Annotated in this window: 19 protein-coding genes; 8 read left to right on the forward strand and 11 right to left on the reverse strand. The window is 67.6% G+C overall.

Annotation, left to right across the window (positions count from 1 at the left end; translation table 11 throughout):
• Positions 1-206 precede the first annotated feature (206 nt).
• Complete coding sequence (locus AC07OZ_RS23950; RefSeq protein ID WP_495469574.1) at positions 207-2,117, reverse strand: sensor domain-containing diguanylate cyclase; 1,911 nt, start codon at positions 2,115-2,117, stop codon at positions 207-209.
• 68 nt (positions 2,118-2,185) lie between these two features.
• Positions 2,186-2,599 (reverse strand): response regulator, encoded by a 414-nt coding sequence (locus AC07OZ_RS23955; protein ID WP_495469575.1) that lies wholly within the window; start codon positions 2,597-2,599, stop codon positions 2,186-2,188.
• A 237-nt stretch (positions 2,600-2,836) separates the two neighbouring features.
• On the opposite strand from AC07OZ_RS23955, the gene AC07OZ_RS23960 reads away from it, so the two are divergent.
• From AC07OZ_RS23960 to AC07OZ_RS23985, 6 genes are all read left to right on the forward strand, one after another.
• The gene (locus AC07OZ_RS23960) at positions 2,837-4,924 is read left to right on the forward strand and encodes a CocE/NonD family hydrolase (RefSeq protein ID WP_495469576.1); all 2,088 of its coding nucleotides are present in this window, start codon (positions 2,837-2,839) and stop codon (positions 4,922-4,924) included.
• 164 nt (positions 4,925-5,088) lie between these two features.
• Positions 5,089-5,664, forward strand: coding sequence for a hypothetical protein (locus tag AC07OZ_RS23965; RefSeq protein ID WP_495469577.1), 576 nt, complete (start codon positions 5,089-5,091; stop codon positions 5,662-5,664).
• A 6-nt stretch (positions 5,665-5,670) separates the two neighbouring features.
• A complete protein-coding gene (locus tag AC07OZ_RS23970) occupies positions 5,671-6,069 on the forward strand; it encodes a hypothetical protein (RefSeq protein ID WP_495469578.1) in 399 nt (132 codons plus the stop codon).
• A 78-nt stretch (positions 6,070-6,147) separates the two neighbouring features.
• Positions 6,148-6,630, forward strand: coding sequence for a hypothetical protein (locus AC07OZ_RS23975; protein ID WP_495469579.1), 483 nt, complete (start codon positions 6,148-6,150; stop codon positions 6,628-6,630).
• Between the two features lie 104 nt (positions 6,631-6,734).
• Positions 6,735-7,658 (forward strand): DUF2145 domain-containing protein, encoded by a 924-nt coding sequence (locus AC07OZ_RS23980; RefSeq protein WP_495469580.1) that lies wholly within the window; start codon positions 6,735-6,737, stop codon positions 7,656-7,658.
• A gap of 229 nt (positions 7,659-7,887) precedes the next feature.
• Positions 7,888-9,075: a glycerophosphodiester phosphodiesterase gene (locus tag AC07OZ_RS23985; RefSeq protein WP_495469581.1), complete on the forward strand. Its 1,188-nt coding sequence runs from the start codon at positions 7,888-7,890 to the stop codon at positions 9,073-9,075.
• Positions 9,076-9,123: 48 nt separating this feature from the next.
• Here AC07OZ_RS23985 and AC07OZ_RS23990 read toward each other — a convergent pair whose 3' ends face one another.
• Genes AC07OZ_RS23990 through AC07OZ_RS24000 form a run of 3 tightly spaced genes read right to left on the reverse strand, consistent with a single transcriptional unit; the run spans position 9,124 to position 12,241 of the window.
• A complete protein-coding gene (locus AC07OZ_RS23990; RefSeq protein ID WP_495469582.1) occupies positions 9,124-9,624 on the reverse strand; it encodes a hypothetical protein in 501 nt (166 codons plus the stop codon).
• A gap of 5 nt (positions 9,625-9,629) precedes the next feature.
• Positions 9,630-10,103, reverse strand: coding sequence for an ASCH domain-containing protein (locus AC07OZ_RS23995; protein WP_495469583.1), 474 nt, complete (start codon positions 10,101-10,103; stop codon positions 9,630-9,632).
• A complete protein-coding gene (locus AC07OZ_RS24000) occupies positions 10,100-12,241 on the reverse strand; it encodes a GNAT family N-acetyltransferase (protein ID WP_495469584.1) in 2,142 nt (713 codons plus the stop codon). The genes AC07OZ_RS23995 and AC07OZ_RS24000 overlap by 4 nt, the downstream gene beginning before the upstream one ends.
• A gap of 164 nt (positions 12,242-12,405) precedes the next feature.
• On the opposite strand from AC07OZ_RS24000, the gene AC07OZ_RS24005 reads away from it, so the two are divergent.
• Positions 12,406-13,506, forward strand: a complete 1,101-nt coding sequence (locus AC07OZ_RS24005; protein ID WP_495469585.1) for a hypothetical protein — start codon at positions 12,406-12,408, stop codon at positions 13,504-13,506.
• 36 nt (positions 13,507-13,542) lie between these two features.
• Here the strand turns inward: AC07OZ_RS24005 and AC07OZ_RS24010 are convergent, their stop codons facing one another.
• The gene (locus tag AC07OZ_RS24010; RefSeq protein ID WP_495469586.1) at positions 13,543-14,295 is read right to left on the reverse strand and encodes an oxygen-binding di-iron domain-containing protein; all 753 of its coding nucleotides are present in this window, start codon (positions 14,293-14,295) and stop codon (positions 13,543-13,545) included.
• Positions 14,296-14,486: 191 nt separating this feature from the next.
• Positions 14,487-15,170 (reverse strand): ion channel, encoded by a 684-nt coding sequence (locus tag AC07OZ_RS24015; RefSeq protein ID WP_495469587.1) that lies wholly within the window; start codon positions 15,168-15,170, stop codon positions 14,487-14,489.
• A gap of 157 nt (positions 15,171-15,327) precedes the next feature.
• Here AC07OZ_RS24015 and AC07OZ_RS24020 point away from each other — a divergent pair, with 157 nt between their 5' ends.
• Positions 15,328-15,546, forward strand: a complete 219-nt coding sequence (locus tag AC07OZ_RS24020) for a hypothetical protein (protein ID WP_495469588.1) — start codon at positions 15,328-15,330, stop codon at positions 15,544-15,546.
• A 91-nt stretch (positions 15,547-15,637) separates the two neighbouring features.
• Here the strand turns inward: AC07OZ_RS24020 and AC07OZ_RS24025 are convergent, their stop codons facing one another.
• The 4 genes from AC07OZ_RS24025 to AC07OZ_RS24040 form a co-directional block, all read right to left on the reverse strand.
• Positions 15,638-16,561, reverse strand: coding sequence for a DMT family transporter (locus AC07OZ_RS24025; RefSeq protein ID WP_495469589.1), 924 nt, complete (start codon positions 16,559-16,561; stop codon positions 15,638-15,640).
• Positions 16,562-16,646: 85 nt separating this feature from the next.
• Positions 16,647-17,309, reverse strand: coding sequence for an amino acid ABC transporter permease (locus tag AC07OZ_RS24030; RefSeq protein ID WP_495469590.1), 663 nt, complete (start codon positions 17,307-17,309; stop codon positions 16,647-16,649).
• 186 nt (positions 17,310-17,495) lie between these two features.
• Entirely contained in the window at positions 17,496-18,479 is a 984-nt protein-coding gene (locus tag AC07OZ_RS24035) for a cytochrome d ubiquinol oxidase subunit II (RefSeq protein WP_495469591.1), read from the reverse strand.
• Positions 18,476-19,870, reverse strand: a complete 1,395-nt coding sequence (locus AC07OZ_RS24040) for a cytochrome ubiquinol oxidase subunit I (protein WP_495469592.1) — start codon at positions 19,868-19,870, stop codon at positions 18,476-18,478. The genes AC07OZ_RS24035 and AC07OZ_RS24040 overlap by 4 nt, the downstream gene beginning before the upstream one ends.
• Positions 19,871-19,938 lie beyond the last annotated feature (68 nt).

Raw genomic sequence — 19,938 nt, forward strand, 5'->3', positions numbered from 1 at the left:
CTCCTCCCATTGGACAGATTTGAATGACATCCCCGGCGCGGGGCGCGCTAGATCAGGATTCCTAGCCGACGTCCCGCCGGGGCGCTTCCCAAGACATCGGCGCATCCTGCACCGAAGTTGAATGAAGCGATACGGCAGTCGCCCGGGCCCCGGGCGCTGTCACCCGTTGCAGGGGCATCCGCGCTCCCGCACCGGCCGCCGCGACGTCAGGCCGCCACGGCCCATTCGGACTGCACATGCCCGGCGATCCGGATCTGGCCCTTGCCGGTGCGCTTGACCGCGTACATGGCCTCGTCGGCCGCGTGCAGCAGCTCGCGGCACACGTCGCCGCCGCCGCCGATCACCGCGCCGATGCTGGCGCCGACCGACACCTTCTCGCCGCTGTCCAGCGTGATGCGGCGCTGGATCGAGAACAGGCAGCGCTGCAGCGTCTGCTCGACGTCCTCCGGCCGGGTGACGCCGGAGAGCAGGATGGCGAACTCATCGCCGCCCAGGCGGGCGACGACGTCGTTGCTGCGCACCAGGTCCTGCAGGCGCCGCGAGATCTCGCTCAGCACCTCGTCGCCGGCCTCGTGACCGTGCTGGTCGTTGATGGCCTTGAAGCCGTCCAGGTCCAGGTAGCAGACCGAGAAACCGCGGCCGGTGCGGCGCGCGGCGTTGATCGCATCGCCGACCTTCTCCTGGAACAGGCGGCGGTTGGGCAAGCCCGTCAGCACGTCGCGCAGCGCCAGGTGCTGCGCCTGCTCCTCGCTGCGCTTGAGGCCATCGATGTCGACGAGCATCCACATCGATTCCGACTCCGACAGCACCGTGCCGTGCAGGTCGACCCAGAACTCGGCGCCGTCCAGCCGCCGCATGCGCAGCTGCGTATGGAAGCGGCCGCCCGAGCGCATCGTCGCCAGGCTGGCATCGCGCACGCGGGCGTGCTCCGCCGGGCTGAGGAAGAGCGCCTGCGCGGACTGGCCGACCATCCCGCCGGGCAGGTAGCCGAACATGCGTTCCATCGCGGGGTTGTTCCAGAGCGCGTGGCTGTCGCGGATGCGGACCATGCCGATCAGGTCGTTCTGCAGCATGGCTTCCTGCTCGCGCGCCAGTTGCTGCACGGCATCCTTGGCGCGGCGTTCGCGGCGGTGGATCCGGTGGATCAGCGCCGACGCGGCAGCCACCGCCAGCGCGACCAGCGCCGCCAGCAGCGACTGCTGCACGACCTGGCCCCGCCAGCCGGCCAGGAAGTAGCTGCTGCTCATGCCGGTGAACAGCGTCATCGGATAACCCGGCACCTTGCGGTAGGCGGTGACGCGCTCCACGCGGTCGAGCGCCGTCGGCGTGATGTAGACGCCGCGCTCCGGGTTCTGAGCCAGCGAACGCATCGCCTGCTCGGACAGCAGCTTCGCGCCGAAACCCTTGGTCGAGGCTGGCTCGCTGGCGGAATATCGCGCCACGAGGTTCAGCCCTTGCGAACGCAGCGACACGGCGCCCGACGGGCCCAGCGCGACGCCGCTGAAGCGGTCGACGAAGTGCTGCGCGGTGACCACGGCATACACGATGCCGTCGAAGTTGCCGTCATGGTCGATCAGGCGGCGCGCCAGGATGATGCACCAGTGGTTCTGCGCACGGCTGTTCAACGGCTCGGAGACGACCATCGTGTCGGTCAGCCGCGCCTGCGAGAAGTAGCTCCGGTCGCCGACGTTGAAGGGACGTTCGCCGGGCATCAGGCCGGTGGTGACGGTGCCGTGGATGTCGGTCACGCGCAGCGCGACGACCTGCGGCAGCAGGCCGCGCTGCTCGTCGATCAGCCGGGCGACCATCGCCGCCTGGTCCGGGGACTGGCGCGTGCTGCGGTAGCGCAGCGCGATGGTGGCCAGCGCGTTGTCGGTGTTGCGCAGCTCGGCGCCGACCTCGACGGCGATGTTCTGCGCCAGGTTCTCGACCACGTCGCGGGCACGGTCGGTCTCGGTCTCGCGGTGGTTCCAGAGACTGAGCGCGGTCATCGCGGCCAGCGCGACGATCATCAGCAGGTTGCCGACCAGCAGCCAGGAGGCCATCGGACCGCGCGGCGCCCAGGACAGCGTCGGCAGCGGGAACGGCAGCCGGGGCAGTGTCATCGTGAGCTTCATGGCGGGTCCTCCCAGGTCGGTGGATGCGGATGGTCCGGTCTTTGGGTGCCGGTTCGTGGATCGGTGACTCAGCCGTTGGCGACGGCACGCGGGCCGGCGCTCCACGGGACGTTGGCAGCGCCGCGCCGGCACAGGTCGTGCAGGTCGGCGAGCAGCTTTTCGAAGTCGAAGGCCTTGTCGTAGAAGGCGTCGGCGCCGCCGCGGCGGCACGGAGCGGCGTGGGTGGCGGCGTCCTCCGCGCTGAGCACGAAGACGCGGCCCGCGTAGTCGCGATCGCGCAGGCGGGACAGCACCGACAGGCCGGTGCCCTGCGACAGGTTCAGGTCGAGCAGCACGACGTCGGGCGTGGTGGCCATGACGGCGTCCACGGCCTCGTCCTCGCCGGAGGCCTGCGCGACGACGGTGATGCCGCCGAGCTTCTGGGCACGGCGGACCAGGAGCTGGCGGACGGGGACGTTGTCTTCGATGACGGCGATGTTCATGGATGTCATCGTCGTCGCTGGGCCTCATTGCCGCCATCCAGCGGCTGCCACTCGCGATGAGCGCCGCCTGCCGCAGCTGCTGTAGGGACTTGACCTACAGCGCCGCCGGGACGGCGGAACCCGACAGCGCCAGGCCCGGCGGGCGTGACATCGCGCACGGTCCTGGCATAGTCGGCGGCTCATGCCCCCACAGAGTCGCTCAGCGACCACCCGACCCTCGGGACCTGGAGACAAGACATGACCCTGGCCCTTCCGACGCAGCGCGGTACGGTCCGCCCCTGGCTCGCACGCCGCCGTGCGCGATGCCGCGCCCTGCTGGTGGCGCTGGCCGCCGGCACGGCGCTCGGCGCCGCCGCGCAGACCACGACGCTGGGCACGCGCGGCACGACCGCCGCGCCGAATCCCGCCGTCACCGCCAACGCCGGCGCGACCTGGCCGTCCGCGGCCTACGCGCGCGGTCCGGACCATCCCCGCGCGGTCACCCTGCCGCTGCAGTTCATCCGGCTCTCATCGGGCAAGCAGCTGGCGGTGCTGGTCTCCATGCCGGCGGACTTCCTGGGCTTCCCGAAGTCCGGGCGTTATCCGGTCGTGCTGACGCAGACCGCTTACCGGATCGATGTCGGCCAGTTCCTCGGCGTGTTCACGCCGGCCGGCGGCAACACGCTGCTGATCGGCGGCCTGGACCAGTTCATGGTGCGCCGCGGCTACGTGACGGTCGCGATCGACGCCCACGGCACCGGCATGAGCGGCGGTGTCACCCAGTTGATCGGCCCCGACGAGCAGCAGGCCTACCGCGAGGCGGTCGAGTGGGTGACGCGGCAGTCCTTCTTCAACGGCAGCATCGGCGTGGCGGGCACGTCCTACCTCGGCATCAGCTCGCTGCTGACGGCGGGGCAGCAGCACCCGGCGATCAAGGCTGCCTTCGCGACGGTGCCGATGGGCGACGCCTACCGCGGCGTCGCGGCGACCGGTGGTCTCTTCAACGCGCAGTTCCTGAGCACCTGGCTGCCGCTGACGCAGTCGCTGAGCGTGGCCAACGCGCCGGAGCTGCTGCTCAATCCCTGGTACGCGACGCAGATCAACGCCGCGACCGGCGATCACGTCGCGGCGATCGACACCTGGTATGCGCCGACCTTCGACGGCTTCGTCGGCAATACGAGCGGCATCGCGACCGACGACGGCTCGTTCTGGGCGGGCCGCTCGCCGGTGGAGAGTGCGGGTCGGATCCGCGTGCCGACCTTCATCGTCGGGGCCTCGCTGGACATCTTCCAACGCGACCAGCCGCTGCTCTACGAGCAGCTCAAGCGCAACGTGCCCGCGAAGCTGGCGATCCTGCCGGGCTCGCACCTGCAGTCGGTGCAAGGCGGGATCAGCGGCTTCGGCGGCGCGCCGTCGTACGGACCGCCGAGCACGACCTCGCTGCTGCTGCAGTGGTTCGACCAGTATCTGCAGGGCCGCCCGGCCGGCGCCGACACGTTGCCGACGGTGACGCAGTTCGTCGACGGCTACGGCAGCGGCGGCAAGCCGAGGTTCGCGACGGCGAGCGACTGGCCGCATCCGAAGATGGCGCCGCAGCGCTGGTACCTGCAGCCGGACGGCAGCCTGGCGTCGGGCATCCCGGCGGTCGCGGCCGGACGGACGGTCTCGGAGCCGCCCGCGCCGACGGCCACGCGCGGCACGGTGCTGGGCACGATCTTCACCGCGAGCGTGCAGATCCGCGATCACAGCGACTGCTCGGCGAGCCAGGTGCAATGGACGCTGGGGCTGGCGGGGCTGCTGCCCCGGCCGTGCTACTCGGACAGCGCGCAGGTCGAGTCGCTGCAGGGCGCGGCCGTCTACGAGACCGCGCCGCTGGCGCAGGACCTCTACCTGAACGGGCCGGTCCAGGCGGACCTGTGGATCTCGGCGTCGCGATCGCAGGCGGCGCTGTCGGTGCGCATCGACGATGTGGATCCGTCCACCGGCGCGGTGAAGCCGCTGACGCACGGCCTGATGTCGGCGGCGCACCGCGCGGTGGACACGAGCCGTTCGCGCTTCGTCAACGGCACGATGATCCAGCCGTGGCATCCGTTCACGGCGGGCGCGGCGTTGCCGGTGGTGGCCAACGAGCCGATGCTGGTGCCGGTGGAGGTTTTCCCGGTCGCGGCCCTGGTCCGCGCGGGGCACCGGCTTCGCATCGCGATCAGCGCGAGCAACCAGGCCCAGGGCATCTGGCCGACGCCGCTGCAGCAGCAGGCCAACGGCAACGTGACGACGATCCACGCCGGGTCGCTGCGGCCGTCGAGCATCGTGCTGCCGGTGGTGCCGGCCGGGGAGCTCAACTAAGCCCTGCGAACCCCAATCCCACCAATCTGCATTCGTCGGGGGAATGACCTACTCAGAGGTGTATCCCCCATCGAAGCGCTCTTGCGAGGGAGTGATTTCATCGCGCCGCCTGCCGAAACTGCTGGTCATTGACGATGACTTCGCAGCTTGAAAGGATGAGCGAGATGAGTGCAGTGTTGAAGGAATTGGAAACGCCGGGACAGGCGTCCGTCGAAGTGCCGACGGCGTTGCAGAAGGAGATACCGGCGCCCGCATGGACTGAAGGGCTGGATGCGCTGCTCCACCTGCTTCGATATCCGGAGAAGACCAACCCCTATGTGATTGGCCAGATCCCCGCCCCGGTTTTCAGGCACATCGACTGGGAGGAGGTCCGGGAAGTGCTCTGCCGGCTGTTCGAAGAGAACAAGGAGACATGCGTCGATGCCTACCTCGAGGTCAGGCTGGCGCTCGGCGTTCTGGCGAACAACTCGGTGCGCCTGTGCAGCGGGCCCGTGGACATCAGCCATTGTCTGGCGGAGGACGGTTTCCAATTTGCGCGCGTGACACTCAGTGTCGATACGGACGACGATCGCACTTACGAGCTCGAGGACGAACTACGGATGAACGCCGTGCATTGTCACCGTCGCAGCGGCGGATTCCTGGTGGGCTTCAGGTCCATCCACCCTTGTCAGCCCAAGGACTGGAGCGCTTGTCCGCATCCGGCTCTCGACGGGGACGACGACGATGGAGACGAGGAATAGCTCACCATGAAGTCCATCGCTCCCAAAGAACTCCTCAAGGACGCGGAGGCGCTTGCCAACGGATTCACATCGGAGGCTCGGCGCCGATCCGCAGTGTCCCGCGCGTACTACGCTGCCTATCACCGGTGCCTAGCGTGGGTCAGTCTTCTTCCGAATCGTCCAGAACCGCCGAAATCCGGGAGCGTTCATGTGTGGTTGATCAACTGTCTCAGGGATCCTGACCCCATGTGCGATGCAAGGATCGCGGAACGCTCTCGGGCGCTCGGCCTTCTGATGAGGGCGCAACGCGACCGGCGAGTTCGCGCCGATTACGAGTTGGAGAATCCGGTCGATCAAAGGATGTTGAGCGAACAGATCGAAGGCGCGCGCAAGACCTTTGCGACGTGTGCAGACACGGAAACCTGATCATGTCGTCGCATCCCCTATGCTTGCGCCGTCCGGCCGCTGTTCCGCGGCCGGACTGACCAGCCCATGGACGGTTTTATGCGCCACAGCTCTTCCCGTTTCTCCCTCGCTTCCGCCGCTGCGGCGACCATCGCCGCACTCGCCGGCTTCGCGACGCTGCCGGCGCATGCCGAGAGCATCGCCACCTCCGCCTCGAGCGCCGGCTCGGTGTCCTCGCGCCAGCTGTCCGACTCGATCGGCCAGTCCAGCGACAGCTCCAGCAAGGACCGCAAGGTCGCCGAGGGCGAGTACAAGGTCCTCGCCGTCGAGGACGCCGCCGGCCGCGCCGACACGCAGCGCCTGCGCCTGCAGCCGGTCCGCGCCGAAGGCGGCACCGAGTTCTTCCTCTACGTGCCCAAGCAGGCCATCGCCGGCCAGCCGCTGCGCGTCGGCGACCACGTGCTGGCGCAGAAGCGCGACTACGGCTACGAGTTCGCCCGTGCCGAGAACAAGCAGGCCTTCCTGCTCGCGCTGCACGACGACTGGCACCGCGAGCTTGAATCGCATCCGGTGACGCTGTGATCCCCGCCGGGCCCCGCACGCGGGCTCGGGCGGCAAGTCGACCCACCCTGAGCGGCACCGGCATCATCCCGGTGCTTCGCGGCCTCGCGCCAGCAGTCGTCGCGATGACCGCTTTCGCTGCGGCGTCGACCTCGCAAGCCGCCACCTTCTGCGATCGTGGCAACGAAGTCAGCGCCACCGAGCAGGACCGCCAGCTTCAGGTCGTTGCGATCGCGCGGCGGGCTCTGGAAGCAAGCGGCGCCTCCGCCGCGCTCGTCTCGCGCTCCGGCACGGACCTGAGCCGCTTCCACCTGCAGTACTCCCACAGCGGCATCGCGCTGAAGGACAGCCGCAACAGCCCGTGGTCGGTGCGGCAGCTCTACTACGCCTGCGACGAATCCCAGGCGAAGCTCTACGACCAGGGTCTCGCCGGCTTCCTGCTGAGCGCCGGCCGCACCGAGCCGATCCGGCTCTCGATCGTCACGCTGCCCGAGCGCGAAGGCGCCCGGCTCGCCGCCAGCGCGCTGGACAACCGGCGCGCGCTCGCGCTGCTGTCGCCGCGATACAGCGCCAGCGCCTACGCCTTCAGCACGCAATATCAGAATTGCAACCAATGGGTGGCGGAATTGATGGGCTTCGCCTGGGCACCGCGCGACGACAGTGCGGCTGTGGCTGCTGATGCGCGCCCCGACGGCGCTCCTCCACCGGATGGCCGCACGCCGACACGGTTGCAGGCGCAGCAGTGGCTGAAGGCGCTCGGCTACGACCCCGCGCCGGTCGTCGTGCCGTCTCACGCGGTCATGTTCGCAGCCCAGTTCGTGCCGCTGATCCACAGTGACGATCACCCGATCGACGATCTCTACGCGATGCGTCTGAAGGTCTCGACACCGACGGCGCTGGAGGCCTTCGCGCATCGGCTCGTGCCCGATGCGCAACGCGTCGAGTTCTGCGCCACCGGCTCGACGATCGTCGTCCGCCGCGGCTGGGAACCGCTGCCGGCGGACTGCCGCGCCAGCGAAGGCGACGAGGTCCTGCCGCTCGCGTCCTGACGCCCGGCGTCTCCTCAGCGAAGCGCGGCGCGGCGCATGGCCCCGGCGCTTTGTAAGACCTGTTTCAGGGGACCTGCCCTCATCAGGGTCATCATCAAACCTTCATCCGCCTGGCCCTACCCTTCGGTCGCCACTTGGCCTCACGTTTTTCCAACGCGGTCGTGATCCCGCGCGAACACTCGGGATCACGACGCGCCGACTGTCGCATCCACCCGAAGGAGACCTCCGCATGAAGCTGCTTCGCACTGCCGTCCTCTCGACCCTCACGGCCGTCTCGCTGGTGACCGCCGCCTGCGCCCATGGCGGCCAGCAACCGCCGCGCGCCAAGGAGCCGCTGCTGATCGCGCACCGCGGCGCCAGCGGCTACGTCCCGGAGCACACGCTCGCCGCCTACTGGCTGGCGATCGAGCAAGGCGCCGACTACGTCGAACCCGACCTCGTGCTGACGAAGGACGGCGTGCTGGTCGCGCGCCACGAGAACGCCATCGCGATCCTGAATCCCGACGGCTCGGTGCGCGAAGCCACGACCGACGTCGCCGAGCGGCCCGAGTTCGCGTCCCGCAAGGCGACCAAGTCCATCGACGGCGTCGCGATCACCGGCTGGTTCACCGAGGACTTCACGCTGGCCGAGCTCAAGACCCTGCGCGCCCGCGAGCGCATTCCGCAGATCCGCCCGGGCAACACGCGCTTCAACGACATGTTCGAGGTGCCCACTTTCGAGGAGGTGCTGCAACTGGTCCAGCAGGCCAACGAACGCCGCAGGGAAGAAGCGTCCAAGGACGGCAGGGACGGCCGCGGCCACGGTCACCATGGCCAGAAGGTCAAGCCGATCGGCGTGTACCCCGAGACCAAGCACCCGACCTACTTCGCCGGCATCGGCAAGCCGCTGGAGGAACCGCTGGTCCGCATGCTCAACAAGTACGGCTATCGCAGCCCGGACTCGGCGGTCTTCATCCAGTCCTTCGAGGTCGGCAACCTGCGCAAGCTGAACCGCATGACGCGGGTGCCGCTGGTGCAACTGATCAACGGATCGGGCCAACCCTACGACTTCACGGCGAGCGGCGACACGCGCACCTATGCGGACCTCGTCAAGCCGGCCGGCCTGGCCGAGATCTCCAGCTACGCGCAGGGCATCGGCGCGAACACCAATCTGATGATCCCGCTGGTCGCCGGCCGCCTGGGCACGCCGACGACGCTGGTGAAGGACGCGCACGCGGCCGGCCTCATCGTGCACGGCTGGACCTTCCGCGCGGAGAACGTCTTCCTGCCCGATGACTTCGACAGCAGCGCCGATCCGGCGGCGATCGGCAACCTCGCCGGCCAGATCGAGGCTTTCCTCAAGCTCGGCATGGACGGCCTGTTCAGCGACCAGTCGTTCCTGGCGCGCAAGGCGATCGATGCGTACGTGAAGCGCTGAATTCCGGCGACGACGCGCGCACCGACTCGGCCGTCCCGCGGCCCGTCTTCAGAAGAGATGGGCGCGCAGATCCTTGTCGCGTGCGGGGGCCGTCGACTGGAACAGATCGATCGCCGTCGGGCTCCCACGGGACGCGACGGCGACGTTGTACGTCGTCTCCGAATAATGCTGGCCCGAATAGCTGGTGTGCCGTGCGTTCACGGTGATCCTCGCCCAGCTTCCGGGCTCGACGACGACCAGTTCAGGGATCGGATGGCGCCGCGGCATGCCGCCACCGGTCGTGCCCGTCAGCCCGAGCGAGTAGGCGCCATCGCCGGACCGCGCGATGCGCAGTTCGTCGAGACAAGCGGGCGGTGTCGGCCGCGTCTCCCGCTTGATCAGCTTCGGCGCGAACGACGAACGGTCCTCGAGCCTCAGATGCTGCAGCAGGAATCCGTCCGTCGGATCCTCGATCGGGAACGCACGCGGCAGATCGCGGCGCACGACCGCGCCCTCCGCGCCCCGCAGGGCTTTGGTCCACCAGATCGTGACGATCTGGACAACAAGCATAGAGGTCAGTTAATCAAGCCTGTGGCGCCGGCACTGCGGCGTGGTCGCCTTGGCAAGCGGGAAGTCAACAGATCTCTTAGAGGAGACTCGTCGTTCATGCGGATGTAGAACTGCGGCGGATGGAAGCCCGGCACGCTGGCCCTGACCTCGTCGAGACCGACTGATTTCCGCAACCGTGTAGGCGCATCGAGAGGCATGACCGAGGCCTCCTTGCAGCCAACGAAGTAGTCCATGAACTCCTTCTTCTCGAGTCCGGACACCTGCCCGAACCTGTGCCAAACGGCCGTAGGTGCTGCGGCGATTCGCGTTCCCGCTATCGCAAAGCCGACAATGCAAGCGACGGGCTTCTTGACATAGAACCAGACCATCGTGCCCGGTTCAACGTGCATCGACCTGCGGCGAAGCTCGACGGTTTTCGTACCGGCGAGGATGTTGTTGGCGTGCCGCTCTTCAAGAGAAATCAGGACATGCTGCGTCATTGAAAACCCTTCTCCAAAATTCCCTGGACCTGTTGTGCCGACAAACGTTGAGTCGTCAGAAGCTGTTGTGGAGCCCCGCAGCCCAGGGCCTTGAGCTCCTCCAGAACCACCGGGCGAGTCAGCCTGAGGACGTTGTCAAAGACAGTGATTGTCTTCGTGGCCGAGGCGCCGATTTCCGACAATTGATCCTCCGTCAGGACCGATCCCGAAAGGTCCGCAGCGTCCGAATCCCCCTGGCCTCGATGGAAGGCCCTCAAGACACGACCGATCGCGATCACCGATCGAGATCCCTTGTCCTTGCTCGATTCATAAAAGAACATCAGGTCACCTCGCTGGAAGCTCTTCAGCGTGTTGGGACCGCTGACATAGAGACGCTGCGGACGCAGTTGAGCCTTGTTCATGGGCAACCACGAAGCCTGCGGTGACTGGGCGATCAAGGACTCTTCGAAGCGACGCTGTATCGGCACCATCACGCCACCTCGCCCCTGGAGGCACAGCAATGCAGGGGCCAAATGCGCCTCAAGCTGGAACAGCGGAACATGCATCTGTTGCCCGTCTCGCCGGATCACCGGCAACTGCTGGTCAACGTGACGGAACAGGGGTGGACTTTCTGGCAATTGCATGGCCGAGGCCGAAAGCAATGCCTGCCGCGCAGCGTCCCATGTCGAAGTGCGGACGTGCTGCTTCAAGGATATCTTCATCAGTTCCGTTGGCGCGCTTGGCGATGCGGTGTAACCGAACGACGCAGCCACCTCTCGCAGAACCACTTGGCGGGTCGGACAGCTGAGATGAGTGTTCGCAACACCGCCGACCGGAACGCTCTCGGCGAGGCGATGAAGAAAAGCTTGAGCCGCCGCTTCCGCGCCAGGCAAGTCCTCCCGGATCGCAACGTGCGCTCGCATGCCGGGTCGATTCAAACTGGCTGGCCAGGCCATGTATCCAGCCAGCGCGCCCCCGCATCGCGCAACCAGACGCACGCACGCTGAGGTCCTGTCATCGGTCGCTGCCCATTGCGCGGCCTGATCGGCCACTGCGACTCCCAGGGACGTCAACAAGGTCTGAATGACCGTGGAATCTTCGCGCTGCGCGCGCTCGATCGTGACCATTCCGTCGCTTGCAGCCGTATGAACAACAGGCAATTCGTGTTCGTCCAATGGAGCCTGGAAATGCGCCGGAGACAACACGTCCAGCCCGAACTCTTTCTGCAACAGAGGCGCCCCCGCCAATACAGTCTCATCATTGGTGATCAAGCCTGGAAGACCGTTGTGGATGGCCGTCGCGAGATGCTTGAGGTCGGAGAGATCATTTGGCCTGAGAGTACCGGCGCGCGAACGTTCGGAGAACACAATCTCGCCGAGCCTTGGCAGCAGACGATCCAGCACGTGCGCGTCTGGAACTGGAAAGCGCGACAACGTCCCGGCGAAGGCCAGCATGGGGTCAGTCTTGGCATCGCGCGCCGTGCGCTCCAGTTCGACCTCGATTTCTGAACTGATCGCCAGCGCACAGATCTGCATGCGTTCTGCGCGAAAAACATCCAAGGCGAGAGGATGACGTTCGCGCCTCGGTCCGAGATCAAACAATACGTTCAGGTCCAGCAAGTACAGCGGCCTCGTTCGCCGTTCACCAAAATCGAGTCCAAGTGGATCTGCAGCACTGATGCCGCTGGCGGCAAAGAGTTGGGGAGACGCCAACTCGTGAGCGCGCACGACGATGGTCCGGTTCCGACTCTTTCCTCCCTGAGCCACGCGCTGCGTATAGAAGGCCTGTGCATTCCAGAAGCCGTTGGCCTCCACAAGATCTTCTGCGACACGCGCAAAGATCGAGATGAACCCCAGATCCGTCAGGTGCTTCTTTAGATCGTTCAATAACGCGGCGCCGAGTCGATTTCCCCGAAATGGCCTTGCGATGTGAATCTGCAGGACATGTGCCTTTGGGAACTTCACGTCGAACAAGAGATGTCCGGCATAAGTCTCCGCAGCTCCTTGAACATCGATCAGAACGAAGAGCTGTTCCTTCCGACAGAAGTCCGCGTACATCGAATCTGCGAAGAAGCCGAGCGCCAGACGATCGCCATCCGCCGCTGCGACAACGGCGGGCAGATGTGCTTTGACCCGATCCGCCGACATCAACGTGTGCATTCGATTGGTCTCCATCTCTTACCCGTCCCTGAACTGGATGCACGATGCTAGCCATGCCTGGACCGACGTCCGATGAGTGGTGTTGCAGCCGTCATACATGGCCTGCATGGGGATGTGACTTTCCACTTCGCTAGACTCCCCCTATCCGACTGGAGTCCTCCCCCATGCCTGCCCCCGCGCCATTGCTGCTGCCCCCGCCCGAGTTGAAAGGCGTCGACCAGGTCGTCGCCGATCCCTTGCGCTTCAAGGCCAAGCTCGCCATCGGCGAGGCCGCCTACACCTCGCTGCGCATGATCAGCCGCGGCCGCGAGGTGTGGGACGTGCTCGGCGCCGCGGGCGCCGGCGCGGCCGTCGCGAAGACCGGCATGGTCGCATCGCTGCTCGGCGCGTCGGCCACGCCGATCGGCTGGGTCGCCTTCGCCGCGCTCGCGTCGGGCGGCGCCTGCTACGGCATGTACCGGCTGCTGAGCTCGACCAAGGGCGAGCGCGTCATCGAGATCCCCAAGTACCTCAACACGCCGCTGGACACGCTGGGCCTCGCGCTGTTCGACCTGATCGCGCCGCTCTCGCTGCGGCTGGCCGCGGTCGACGGCGCCGTCGAACCCGCGGAACGTCAGTACCTCATCGACCATCTGATCGCCGACTGGGGCTTGAACCGCGCCTTCGTCGAGCAGTCCGTCGCCGCCGTCGAAGCACGGCTGGCCGGCAGCGAGCTCGAAGCCATGGCGGTCGAGGGTGCGGGCTTCCTCCACCTCAATCCCGACTGCAACCACGCGGCGATCGCCAAGGACCTCGGCATCTTCATGCGCGGGATGCTCGAAGCCGGCGGGCCGCTGACGACGGAAGAGACCGCGTCGCTGGACACCGTGGTGCGCCTGCTCGCGACCGCGCCGCCGGGCGAGCTCTCCAAGCGCTGGACCCAGACCGTGACGCTCGCCGGTGCCGCTGCCGGGCAGGTGCGCACGGTGCTGGTCGACACCGCCGACTGGACGCAGCAGCGACTGCCGAGCGCGGACCAGGTGCTCGTCACCACGGCCACCGCCGCCACCCAGGCCTGGGACGCCGCGCGCAAGACGGCGGACTGGACGCAGCAGCAGCTGCCCTCCGCCGAGCAGGTCCGCAGCACCACGGCGGATGCGGCCAACCAGGCGGTGGATGCCGCGAGGAAGGGGCTCAACTGGGCCAAGGACCTGACCATCCGCGTGGTCGACACGACGGGCGTCGACAAGCTGCTGAAGCGCGAAGAACCGCCGACGAAGCACTGACGCGTCGCGCTCGCGGCCTCGCGATCGAGGACGCGCTCACGGCATCGCGTAGTCGCGCTGCGTGACCAGATCGATCCCGCAGCTGATCGTCCCCACCCAATCTATGAACTGGCGCACCGCGTCGCCGACCAGCGGCGCGCCGTGCTGCGGCACGATCATGCGGATGGGCAATGGCCGCACCATCTCCGCCCACAGCCTCAGCACCTTGCCGCTGACCATGTAGCGCCGATGGAAGGCCGCCATCGACGCGATGTGCGGCCCGAGCTCCGCGATCGGCTGCGTCGGGTCGACCCCGATCGACACGCCCAGATCGCCGGAGAACAGGATGCCGCTCGTCGCGTCCCAGAACTGGAAGTTGCCCTCCGAGTGCATGAAGTGCGCGGGCAGTGCGACCAGCTCGCTCGCGCCGACGGCGATGCGCGTGCCGCGGTCCGGGATGCCGATCACGCGGCCGGCCGTCTTGCCCGGCTTGCAGAAGTGCGGGACGAAGCGTTCCCAGATCGTCGAGATGTAGACCGGTGCCGCCGTCGCCGTCATCCACCGGTCCAGCGACGCGATGATGTCCGGGTCCGCGTGCGAGGCCAGGATCGCCGACAACCGGTGCGGCGGGAAGCAGCTCGTCATGCCGAGGTACAGGTCGTTGTAGGCCAGGTTGCCGCCCGGATCGATCACCGCGCCGGTGTTGCCGTCGACGATCAGGAACTGGTTGGCCTGCACGCCGTCCCCGTGCCCGAAGTCGCTGAACATCAGACAGCGATGGCCGCCGCCGTTGAAGAGTTCCATCGGCATGACCGCCTCCCTGATCACTGTGGATCGTTGTGAAAGGCGGCGACGATAGGCGGCGACTCCGCCGCGACGCGCGCTGCGTGCACAGGCGCCGCGACAACCTTGACCGATCGCAAGTCTTACTCCCTCTCCCGCTTGCGGGAGAGGGTTGGGGTGAGGGCCAGCGGCCGTCGCAGTACAGAGGCCCGAACGCCTCAGTCCAGGTCCGACAACTTCCGATGCTGGATCAGCGTCAGCCCGATCAACCGCGACACGACGGCCGCGAGGTACATGACGCCGACGAACATCTCGATCGTCGTGAGCGCGCGCGCCAGCGGCTTCACCGGGATCACGTCGCCGATGCCGGTGCTCGACAGCAGCGCGAAGCTGAGGAACATCAGCTCCGTCCACGTGCGCGGCAGCTGCGGATCCACCGCCGCCGCGAAACTGCCCGGATGCAGCGCCTGCACGACGACGAACACATGCGCGAAGCCCCAGGCCAGCAGCGTGAAGGTCGCCCCGGCGGCGTAGAGCTCATCGGTCGTCGCGTGCCAGTCGCTCATCATGTAGGAGATCAGGCTCCCGGCGGCGTAGAAGTAGAACAGCGCCTCCAGCGCCGAGGACCACGGCAGCAGCTGCTCCATGTGCCAGAACGCCTGCAGCAGCAGGAGCACGATCGCGGGCAGCGCGATCGTCACGCTCAGCCAGGTCAGCCCCGGCGTGCTGCGCACCATGCGCGTCGTGAAGATCAGGACGACGATGCCGAAGGCGCCCAGCGCCAGCGGCGCCGATCGGCTCCCTTCCAGCAGCGGGTACAGCACCAGCCCGAGCAGTTGCACGATCAGCAGGATCGCGGACGGATGACGCCGCGTGACGGCGAGGACTCGAAGGACACGCATCGGAGGATTCTCGCCGCCCGACACGCGGACGCGGCGCCGTCCTACGTGCGACGGCGTGCCGAGGCGCTTCAATGAGCCACCCCGACACCGTACGGCATGCGAGACGACGGCCGGGGCGCTTCATCTCAACATCACATCGCAAACACTGGAGGACGTCATGGGTGGCATTCGATTGATCGCCGCGATCCTGATCGTTGCGGGCGTGCTGGGCCTGGTCTACGGCGGGTTCTCGTACACGAAGGAAAACACCGCCGCCAAGCTCGGCCCGATCGAACTCAAGGTCGAGGAGACCAAGCGCGTCAACGTCCCGCTGTGGGCCGGCATCGCCGCCATCGCGGTCGGCGGTGTGATGCTGCTGGGCGGCGCCCGCAAGTAGGCCGGCCGACACGCGCGGTTGCGTTGCGCGACCCGCGTGGGCCGAGAGGGCCGCAGGGCCGCAGGGCCGTGGGGAGGATGTCTCCGCTGTCTCAGCGCCGGCCGAGGTTCATCAAGGCCGTGCCTGCGATCGCCATCGTGCCGCCCACCAGCAGCGACGCGTCGACGACCTCGCCGAGCCACATCGCCGAGAACACGACGCCGAACACCGGCACCAGCGTGATGTAGCCGGCCGCCGCGCCGGCGCCCAGCGCCTTCACGCCGTCGAAGTACCACGCATAGGCCAGGGCCGTCGAGCCGACGATGATCCCGGCCATGCACAGCCACGCGTTGCGCGGCGCCGCCAGCACGCCGGCCACGCCCGCCGTGCCGTCGACGGCGAGCGTCAGCACCAGCAGCATCAACGCGCCGATCGCCGCCGTGACGGCGGTGGTCGTCAGCGCGTCGACACCGACCATCACCTTGCGGCCGATCAGCGTGTAGGCGACCCAGCAGGCGACGCAGCCCAGCAGCAGCACTTCGCCGATGCCGACGCGGCCGTCGAAGACATGCCAGGGCTCGCCCTTCGTGATCACGACGGCGGCGCCGACCGCGGCCATCGCCATGCCGACGCCGATCCGCTTGTTCAGCCGTTCGTGGAAGATCCACGCCGCCAGCAGCAGCGTGATCACCGGATTCAGCGTGATCACCAGCGCGCCCTTGCCGGCCGGCACATGCTGCAGCCCGCTCATGAAGAAGGTCGCGTAGCCGAAGACGCCGAAGCTCGCGGCCAGCACCATGCCCGCCCAGCGCTTCGCGCCCCAGTCGCGCAAGGCGGCCAGCCGGCCGGTCTTCGCCAGCCACAGCATCAGGATCGCACCCGCGAAGAGGAAACGGCACGCCGCGGCGGCCAGCGGCGGCATCGCCTGCGCCAGCACCCGGCCCCAGGGCCAGGACGCGCCCCAGAGCACGGCCATGCCGACCAGTCGCAGATGAACGGAAAGGAGCGAGGGGGAAACGGCGACGGAGGGGGTCATCAGGGCGGGGGGCTTCAGTACGGGCGGGATCGGTTCAGTTGAACCGATGCGGCAGGATCAATACGACGGGATCCGTGCGACGGGATCAGTGAGGATAGGCCAGGCGCTTCTCCATCCACTTCTGCACCTGCTCGAAGGCGAAGCTCAGCACCCAGTAGATCAGCGCCGCGGCCACGTAGAGCGGGAACGGCTGGAAGGTCGTGGAGATGACCTCCTTCGTGGCCAGCATCAGTTCGGTCACGGCGATCACCGACACCAGCGAGGTGTCCTTGATCAGCGAGATCAGGCTGTTCGACAGGCTGGGCACGGCGGCGCGCAGCGCCTGCGGGCCGACCACGAACCGCAGCGTCTGCGGACGGCTCAGGCCCAGCGACGTGCCCGCCAGCCATTGGCCTTGCGCCACCGCGGCGATCGAGCCGCGCAAGGTCTCGCTCATGTAGGCGGCGACGTTGAGCGTCAGCGTCAGCACGCCCGCCACCAGCGGGGAGAACTCGATGCCGATGCTCGGCAGCCCGTAGTAGACGATGAACACCTGCACCAGCAGCGGCGTGCCGCGCATCGCGCTCACGTAGACCGCCATCACGTGGTCCAGCACCGGCAGCTTGAGCACCCGCACCAGCGTGATCACGGCCGCCAGCGGCAGGCCGAAGATCATCGCCATCACCGCGAACAGCAGCGTGTAGCCGGTGCCCTTCAACAGCACCGGCCAGGCAAGCTCCCCCAGGGAGAGCAGGGATTGGAAGTCCATGGAGTTCTTGGAATGGCTCGCTTCTCAGCGGAAGGCGGCATGTTGCCATCTCCTGGACTGCCATTGCCAAGCGCGGGCTCTCGGGCCTCACTGCGATCGCCAAGCGCGGGCTCTCCGCGACCCATGGGGCATCGCGTCCGCGAACCCCAAGGATCACTCCGGCCCCAGTGAGAGCCAGGCATTCGCTCAGTACGCCAGGGCGCGGACCTTGCCCTTGAACACGCGATAAGAGAACAGCGAGTACGCCAGGATCACCGGCATCGTCAGCGCCGCGCCGACGAGCAGGAAGCGCAGCGATTCATCCGCCGCCGCGGCGTCCCAGATCGTGATCCGGTCGATGACGACGAAGGGGTAGAGGCTGTAGGAGAGTCCGAAGAAGCTCAGCGTGAGGACGACCACCATCAGCGCGAACGGCGCCCAGCTCAGTTTGCCCAGCACCCGGTGCGAATTGAGCAATCCACGCAACGCGGCCAGCGCCAGAAGGGCCATCAGCGGCAGCGGCGCCAGCGCGATCACGCCCGGCATGTCGAACCAGCGCGCCCGCACGGTGTCGCTCAGCCATGGCGAGGCGATCGACACGAGCAGCAGTCCCGCCACGACCACCGGCCAGGCGCGCTTCGCCCAAGCGACCGCGCGACGTTGCAGGTCACCCTCGGTCTTGACCAGCAGCCACCCGGCGCCCAGCAGCGCATAACAGGCCGTCAGCGCCACCGCGATGCCCGCAGCGAAGACGCGCGCCGCGGTGCCGTCTTCGAAGCCGGTCACGTAGCGGCCGAGCATCCACCCCTGCGCCAGCGAGGCGAGCGCGGATCCGCCCGCGAAGGCCGCGTCCCACCACCGCTTGTGCGCCGGGTCGCCCTTGGCGCGGAAGTCGAAGGCCGCGCCGCGCAGGATCAGTCCGAGCAGCATCAGCACCACCGGCACGTAGAGCGCCGTCAGCACCACACCCTGCGCCTTCGGGAAGGCGATCAGCAGCAGCCCGACGGCCAGCACCAGCCAGGTCTCGTTGGCGTCCCAGAACGGGCCGATGGACGCGACCATGCGGTCGCGATCGCCCTCCTCCGCCGTCGCGGACAGCATCCCCACGCCGAGGTCGTAGCCATCCAGCACGACGTAGATCAGCAGCGAGAGCCCCATCAGGGCCATGAAGATCACCGGCAGCGCGCTCATGTGAAGCTCCTCGAGATCACCGGGGAAATAGGCGCGGTCGGCGCGGTCGGCGCGGTCGGTGTGGTGGCTACGGCGGGCGCGATGGGCGGCACCGGCGCGCCCTTCTCCGCCATCCGCTTGATCGCGGCGATGTAGGCGATCAGCAGCGCGAGGTAGACCGTCGCGTAGCCGGCCAGCGAGGCCGCGACCATCGTCCCCGGGTTGTGTGCCGCGACCTCCTGCGTCCGCAGCACGCCGTAGACGATGAAGGGCTGCCGGCCGATCTCGGTGACGTACCAGCCGGCCACGGTCGCGATCCAGCCGGAGAAGCTCATGAACGAGAGCCCCCACAGCCACGCACGCGGCAGCCGCTGCCAGCCCGAGCGCCGGAACAGCCACCATCCGCCCCACGCGAAGACGAGCATCAGCATCCCCACGCCGACCATCACGCGGAAGCCGAAGAACAGCGGCTTGACCGGCGGATGCGCACCCTCGAACTCATCGAGCCCACGGATCTCGCCGTCGGCGTCGTGGGTGAGGATCAAGCTCGCGAGCCTCGGAACCCCGATGGCGAAGCGGTTCTCCTTCGCCTGCTCGTCGGGCAGCGCGAACAGCAGCAGCGGCGCGCCGCGCTCGGTGGTCCACACGCCTTCCATCGCGGCGATCTTGGCCGGCTGATGCTTCAGCGTGTTGAGCCCATGCATGTCGCCCGCGATGATTTGCAGCGGGATCAGCACCGCGCCCAGGGTCAGGCCGAGCCGCAGCACGCGGCGCGTCTCCGGCCTTTCGCGGCCCTTGAGCATCTGCCACGCGCTGACGCCGGCCAGCAGGAAGGCGGCCGTGAGCCCGGACGCAAGCAGCTTGTGGGTCAGCCGGTACGGGAAGGACGGATTGAAGACGATCGCCCACCAGTCGACGGCATGCATGACGCCGTCGCGGATCTCGTAGCCCGTGGGCGTCTGCATCCACGAGTTGAGGCTGAGGATCCAGAACGCGCTGAGCGTCGTGCCGAAGGCCACTGTCGCCGTCGCGATGAAGTGGACGCGCGGGCTCACGCGCTCGCGCCCGAACAGCATGATCCCGAGGAAGCCGGCCTCGAGGAAGAAGGCCGTGAGCACCTCGTAGCCGAGCAGCGGTCCCGCGATGTTGCCGGCGCGTTCCATGAAGCCCGGCCAATTGGTGCCGAACTGGAAGCTCATCGTCACGCCGCTGACGACGCCGAGCGCGAAGCTCAGCGCGAAGACCTTGGTCCAGAACTGGTAGGCCGCGAGCCACGGCGACTCGCCGGTGCGCCGCCAGCGCCAGAGCATGAAGAGCACGACCCAGCCCAGCGCGATCGTGATCGTCGGGAAGAGGATGTGGAAGGTGATGTTGAGCGCGAACTGCAGGCGCGCGAGGATCAGGGTGTCCATGACCCCGAAGTGTTTCGAAGTCGGCGCCATCGCGGAAGGGACAGATCGTCCTAGGACAAGCTGTCCTA

It is taken from the genome of Roseateles sp. GW821-FHT09G03 (assembly GCF_059416045.1).

Bases quoted from the DNA above. Each gene is read 5' to 3' on its own strand.
- AC07OZ_RS24010 (WP_495469586.1), bottom strand. From the start codon at position 14,295: ATGCCGATGGAACTCTTCAACGGCGGCGGCCATCGCTGTCTGATGTTC.
- AC07OZ_RS23965 (WP_495469577.1), top strand. From the start codon at position 5,089: ATGAGTGCAGTGTTGAAGGAATTGGAAACGCCGGGACAGGCGTCCGTC.
- AC07OZ_RS23960 (WP_495469576.1), top strand. From the start codon at position 2,837: ATGACCCTGGCCCTTCCGACGCAGCGCGGTACGGTCCGCCCCTGGCTC.
- AC07OZ_RS24015 (WP_495469587.1), bottom strand. From the start codon at position 15,170: ATGCGTGTCCTTCGAGTCCTCGCCGTCACGCGGCGTCATCCGTCCGCG.
- AC07OZ_RS23990 (WP_495469582.1), bottom strand. From the start codon at position 9,624: ATGCTTGTTGTCCAGATCGTCACGATCTGGTGGACCAAAGCCCTGCGG.
- AC07OZ_RS24000 (WP_495469584.1), bottom strand. From the start codon at position 12,241: ATGCACACGTTGATGTCGGCGGATCGGGTCAAAGCACATCTGCCCGCC.
- AC07OZ_RS23970 (WP_495469578.1), top strand. From the start codon at position 5,671: ATGAAGTCCATCGCTCCCAAAGAACTCCTCAAGGACGCGGAGGCGCTT.
- AC07OZ_RS24025 (WP_495469589.1), bottom strand. From the start codon at position 16,561: ATGACCCCCTCCGTCGCCGTTTCCCCCTCGCTCCTTTCCGTTCATCTG.
- AC07OZ_RS24035 (WP_495469591.1), bottom strand. From the start codon at position 18,479: ATGAGCGCGCTGCCGGTGATCTTCATGGCCCTGATGGGGCTCTCGCTG.
- AC07OZ_RS23955 (WP_495469575.1), bottom strand. From the start codon at position 2,599: ATGAACATCGCCGTCATCGAAGACAACGTCCCCGTCCGCCAGCTCCTG.
- AC07OZ_RS24030 (WP_495469590.1), bottom strand. From the start codon at position 17,309: ATGGACTTCCAATCCCTGCTCTCCCTGGGGGAGCTTGCCTGGCCGGTG.
- AC07OZ_RS24040 (WP_495469592.1), bottom strand. From the start codon at position 19,870: ATGGACACCCTGATCCTCGCGCGCCTGCAGTTCGCGCTCAACATCACC.
- AC07OZ_RS23980 (WP_495469580.1), top strand. From the start codon at position 6,735: ATGACCGCTTTCGCTGCGGCGTCGACCTCGCAAGCCGCCACCTTCTGC.
- AC07OZ_RS23950 (WP_495469574.1), bottom strand. From the start codon at position 2,117: ATGAAGCTCACGATGACACTGCCCCGGCTGCCGTTCCCGCTGCCGACG.
- AC07OZ_RS23985 (WP_495469581.1), top strand. From the start codon at position 7,888: ATGAAGCTGCTTCGCACTGCCGTCCTCTCGACCCTCACGGCCGTCTCG.
- AC07OZ_RS24005 (WP_495469585.1), top strand. From the start codon at position 12,406: ATGCCTGCCCCCGCGCCATTGCTGCTGCCCCCGCCCGAGTTGAAAGGC.
- AC07OZ_RS23995 (WP_495469583.1), bottom strand. From the start codon at position 10,103: ATGACGCAGCATGTCCTGATTTCTCTTGAAGAGCGGCACGCCAACAAC.
- AC07OZ_RS24020 (WP_495469588.1), top strand. From the start codon at position 15,328: ATGGGTGGCATTCGATTGATCGCCGCGATCCTGATCGTTGCGGGCGTG.
- AC07OZ_RS23975 (WP_495469579.1), top strand. From the start codon at position 6,148: ATGCGCCACAGCTCTTCCCGTTTCTCCCTCGCTTCCGCCGCTGCGGCG.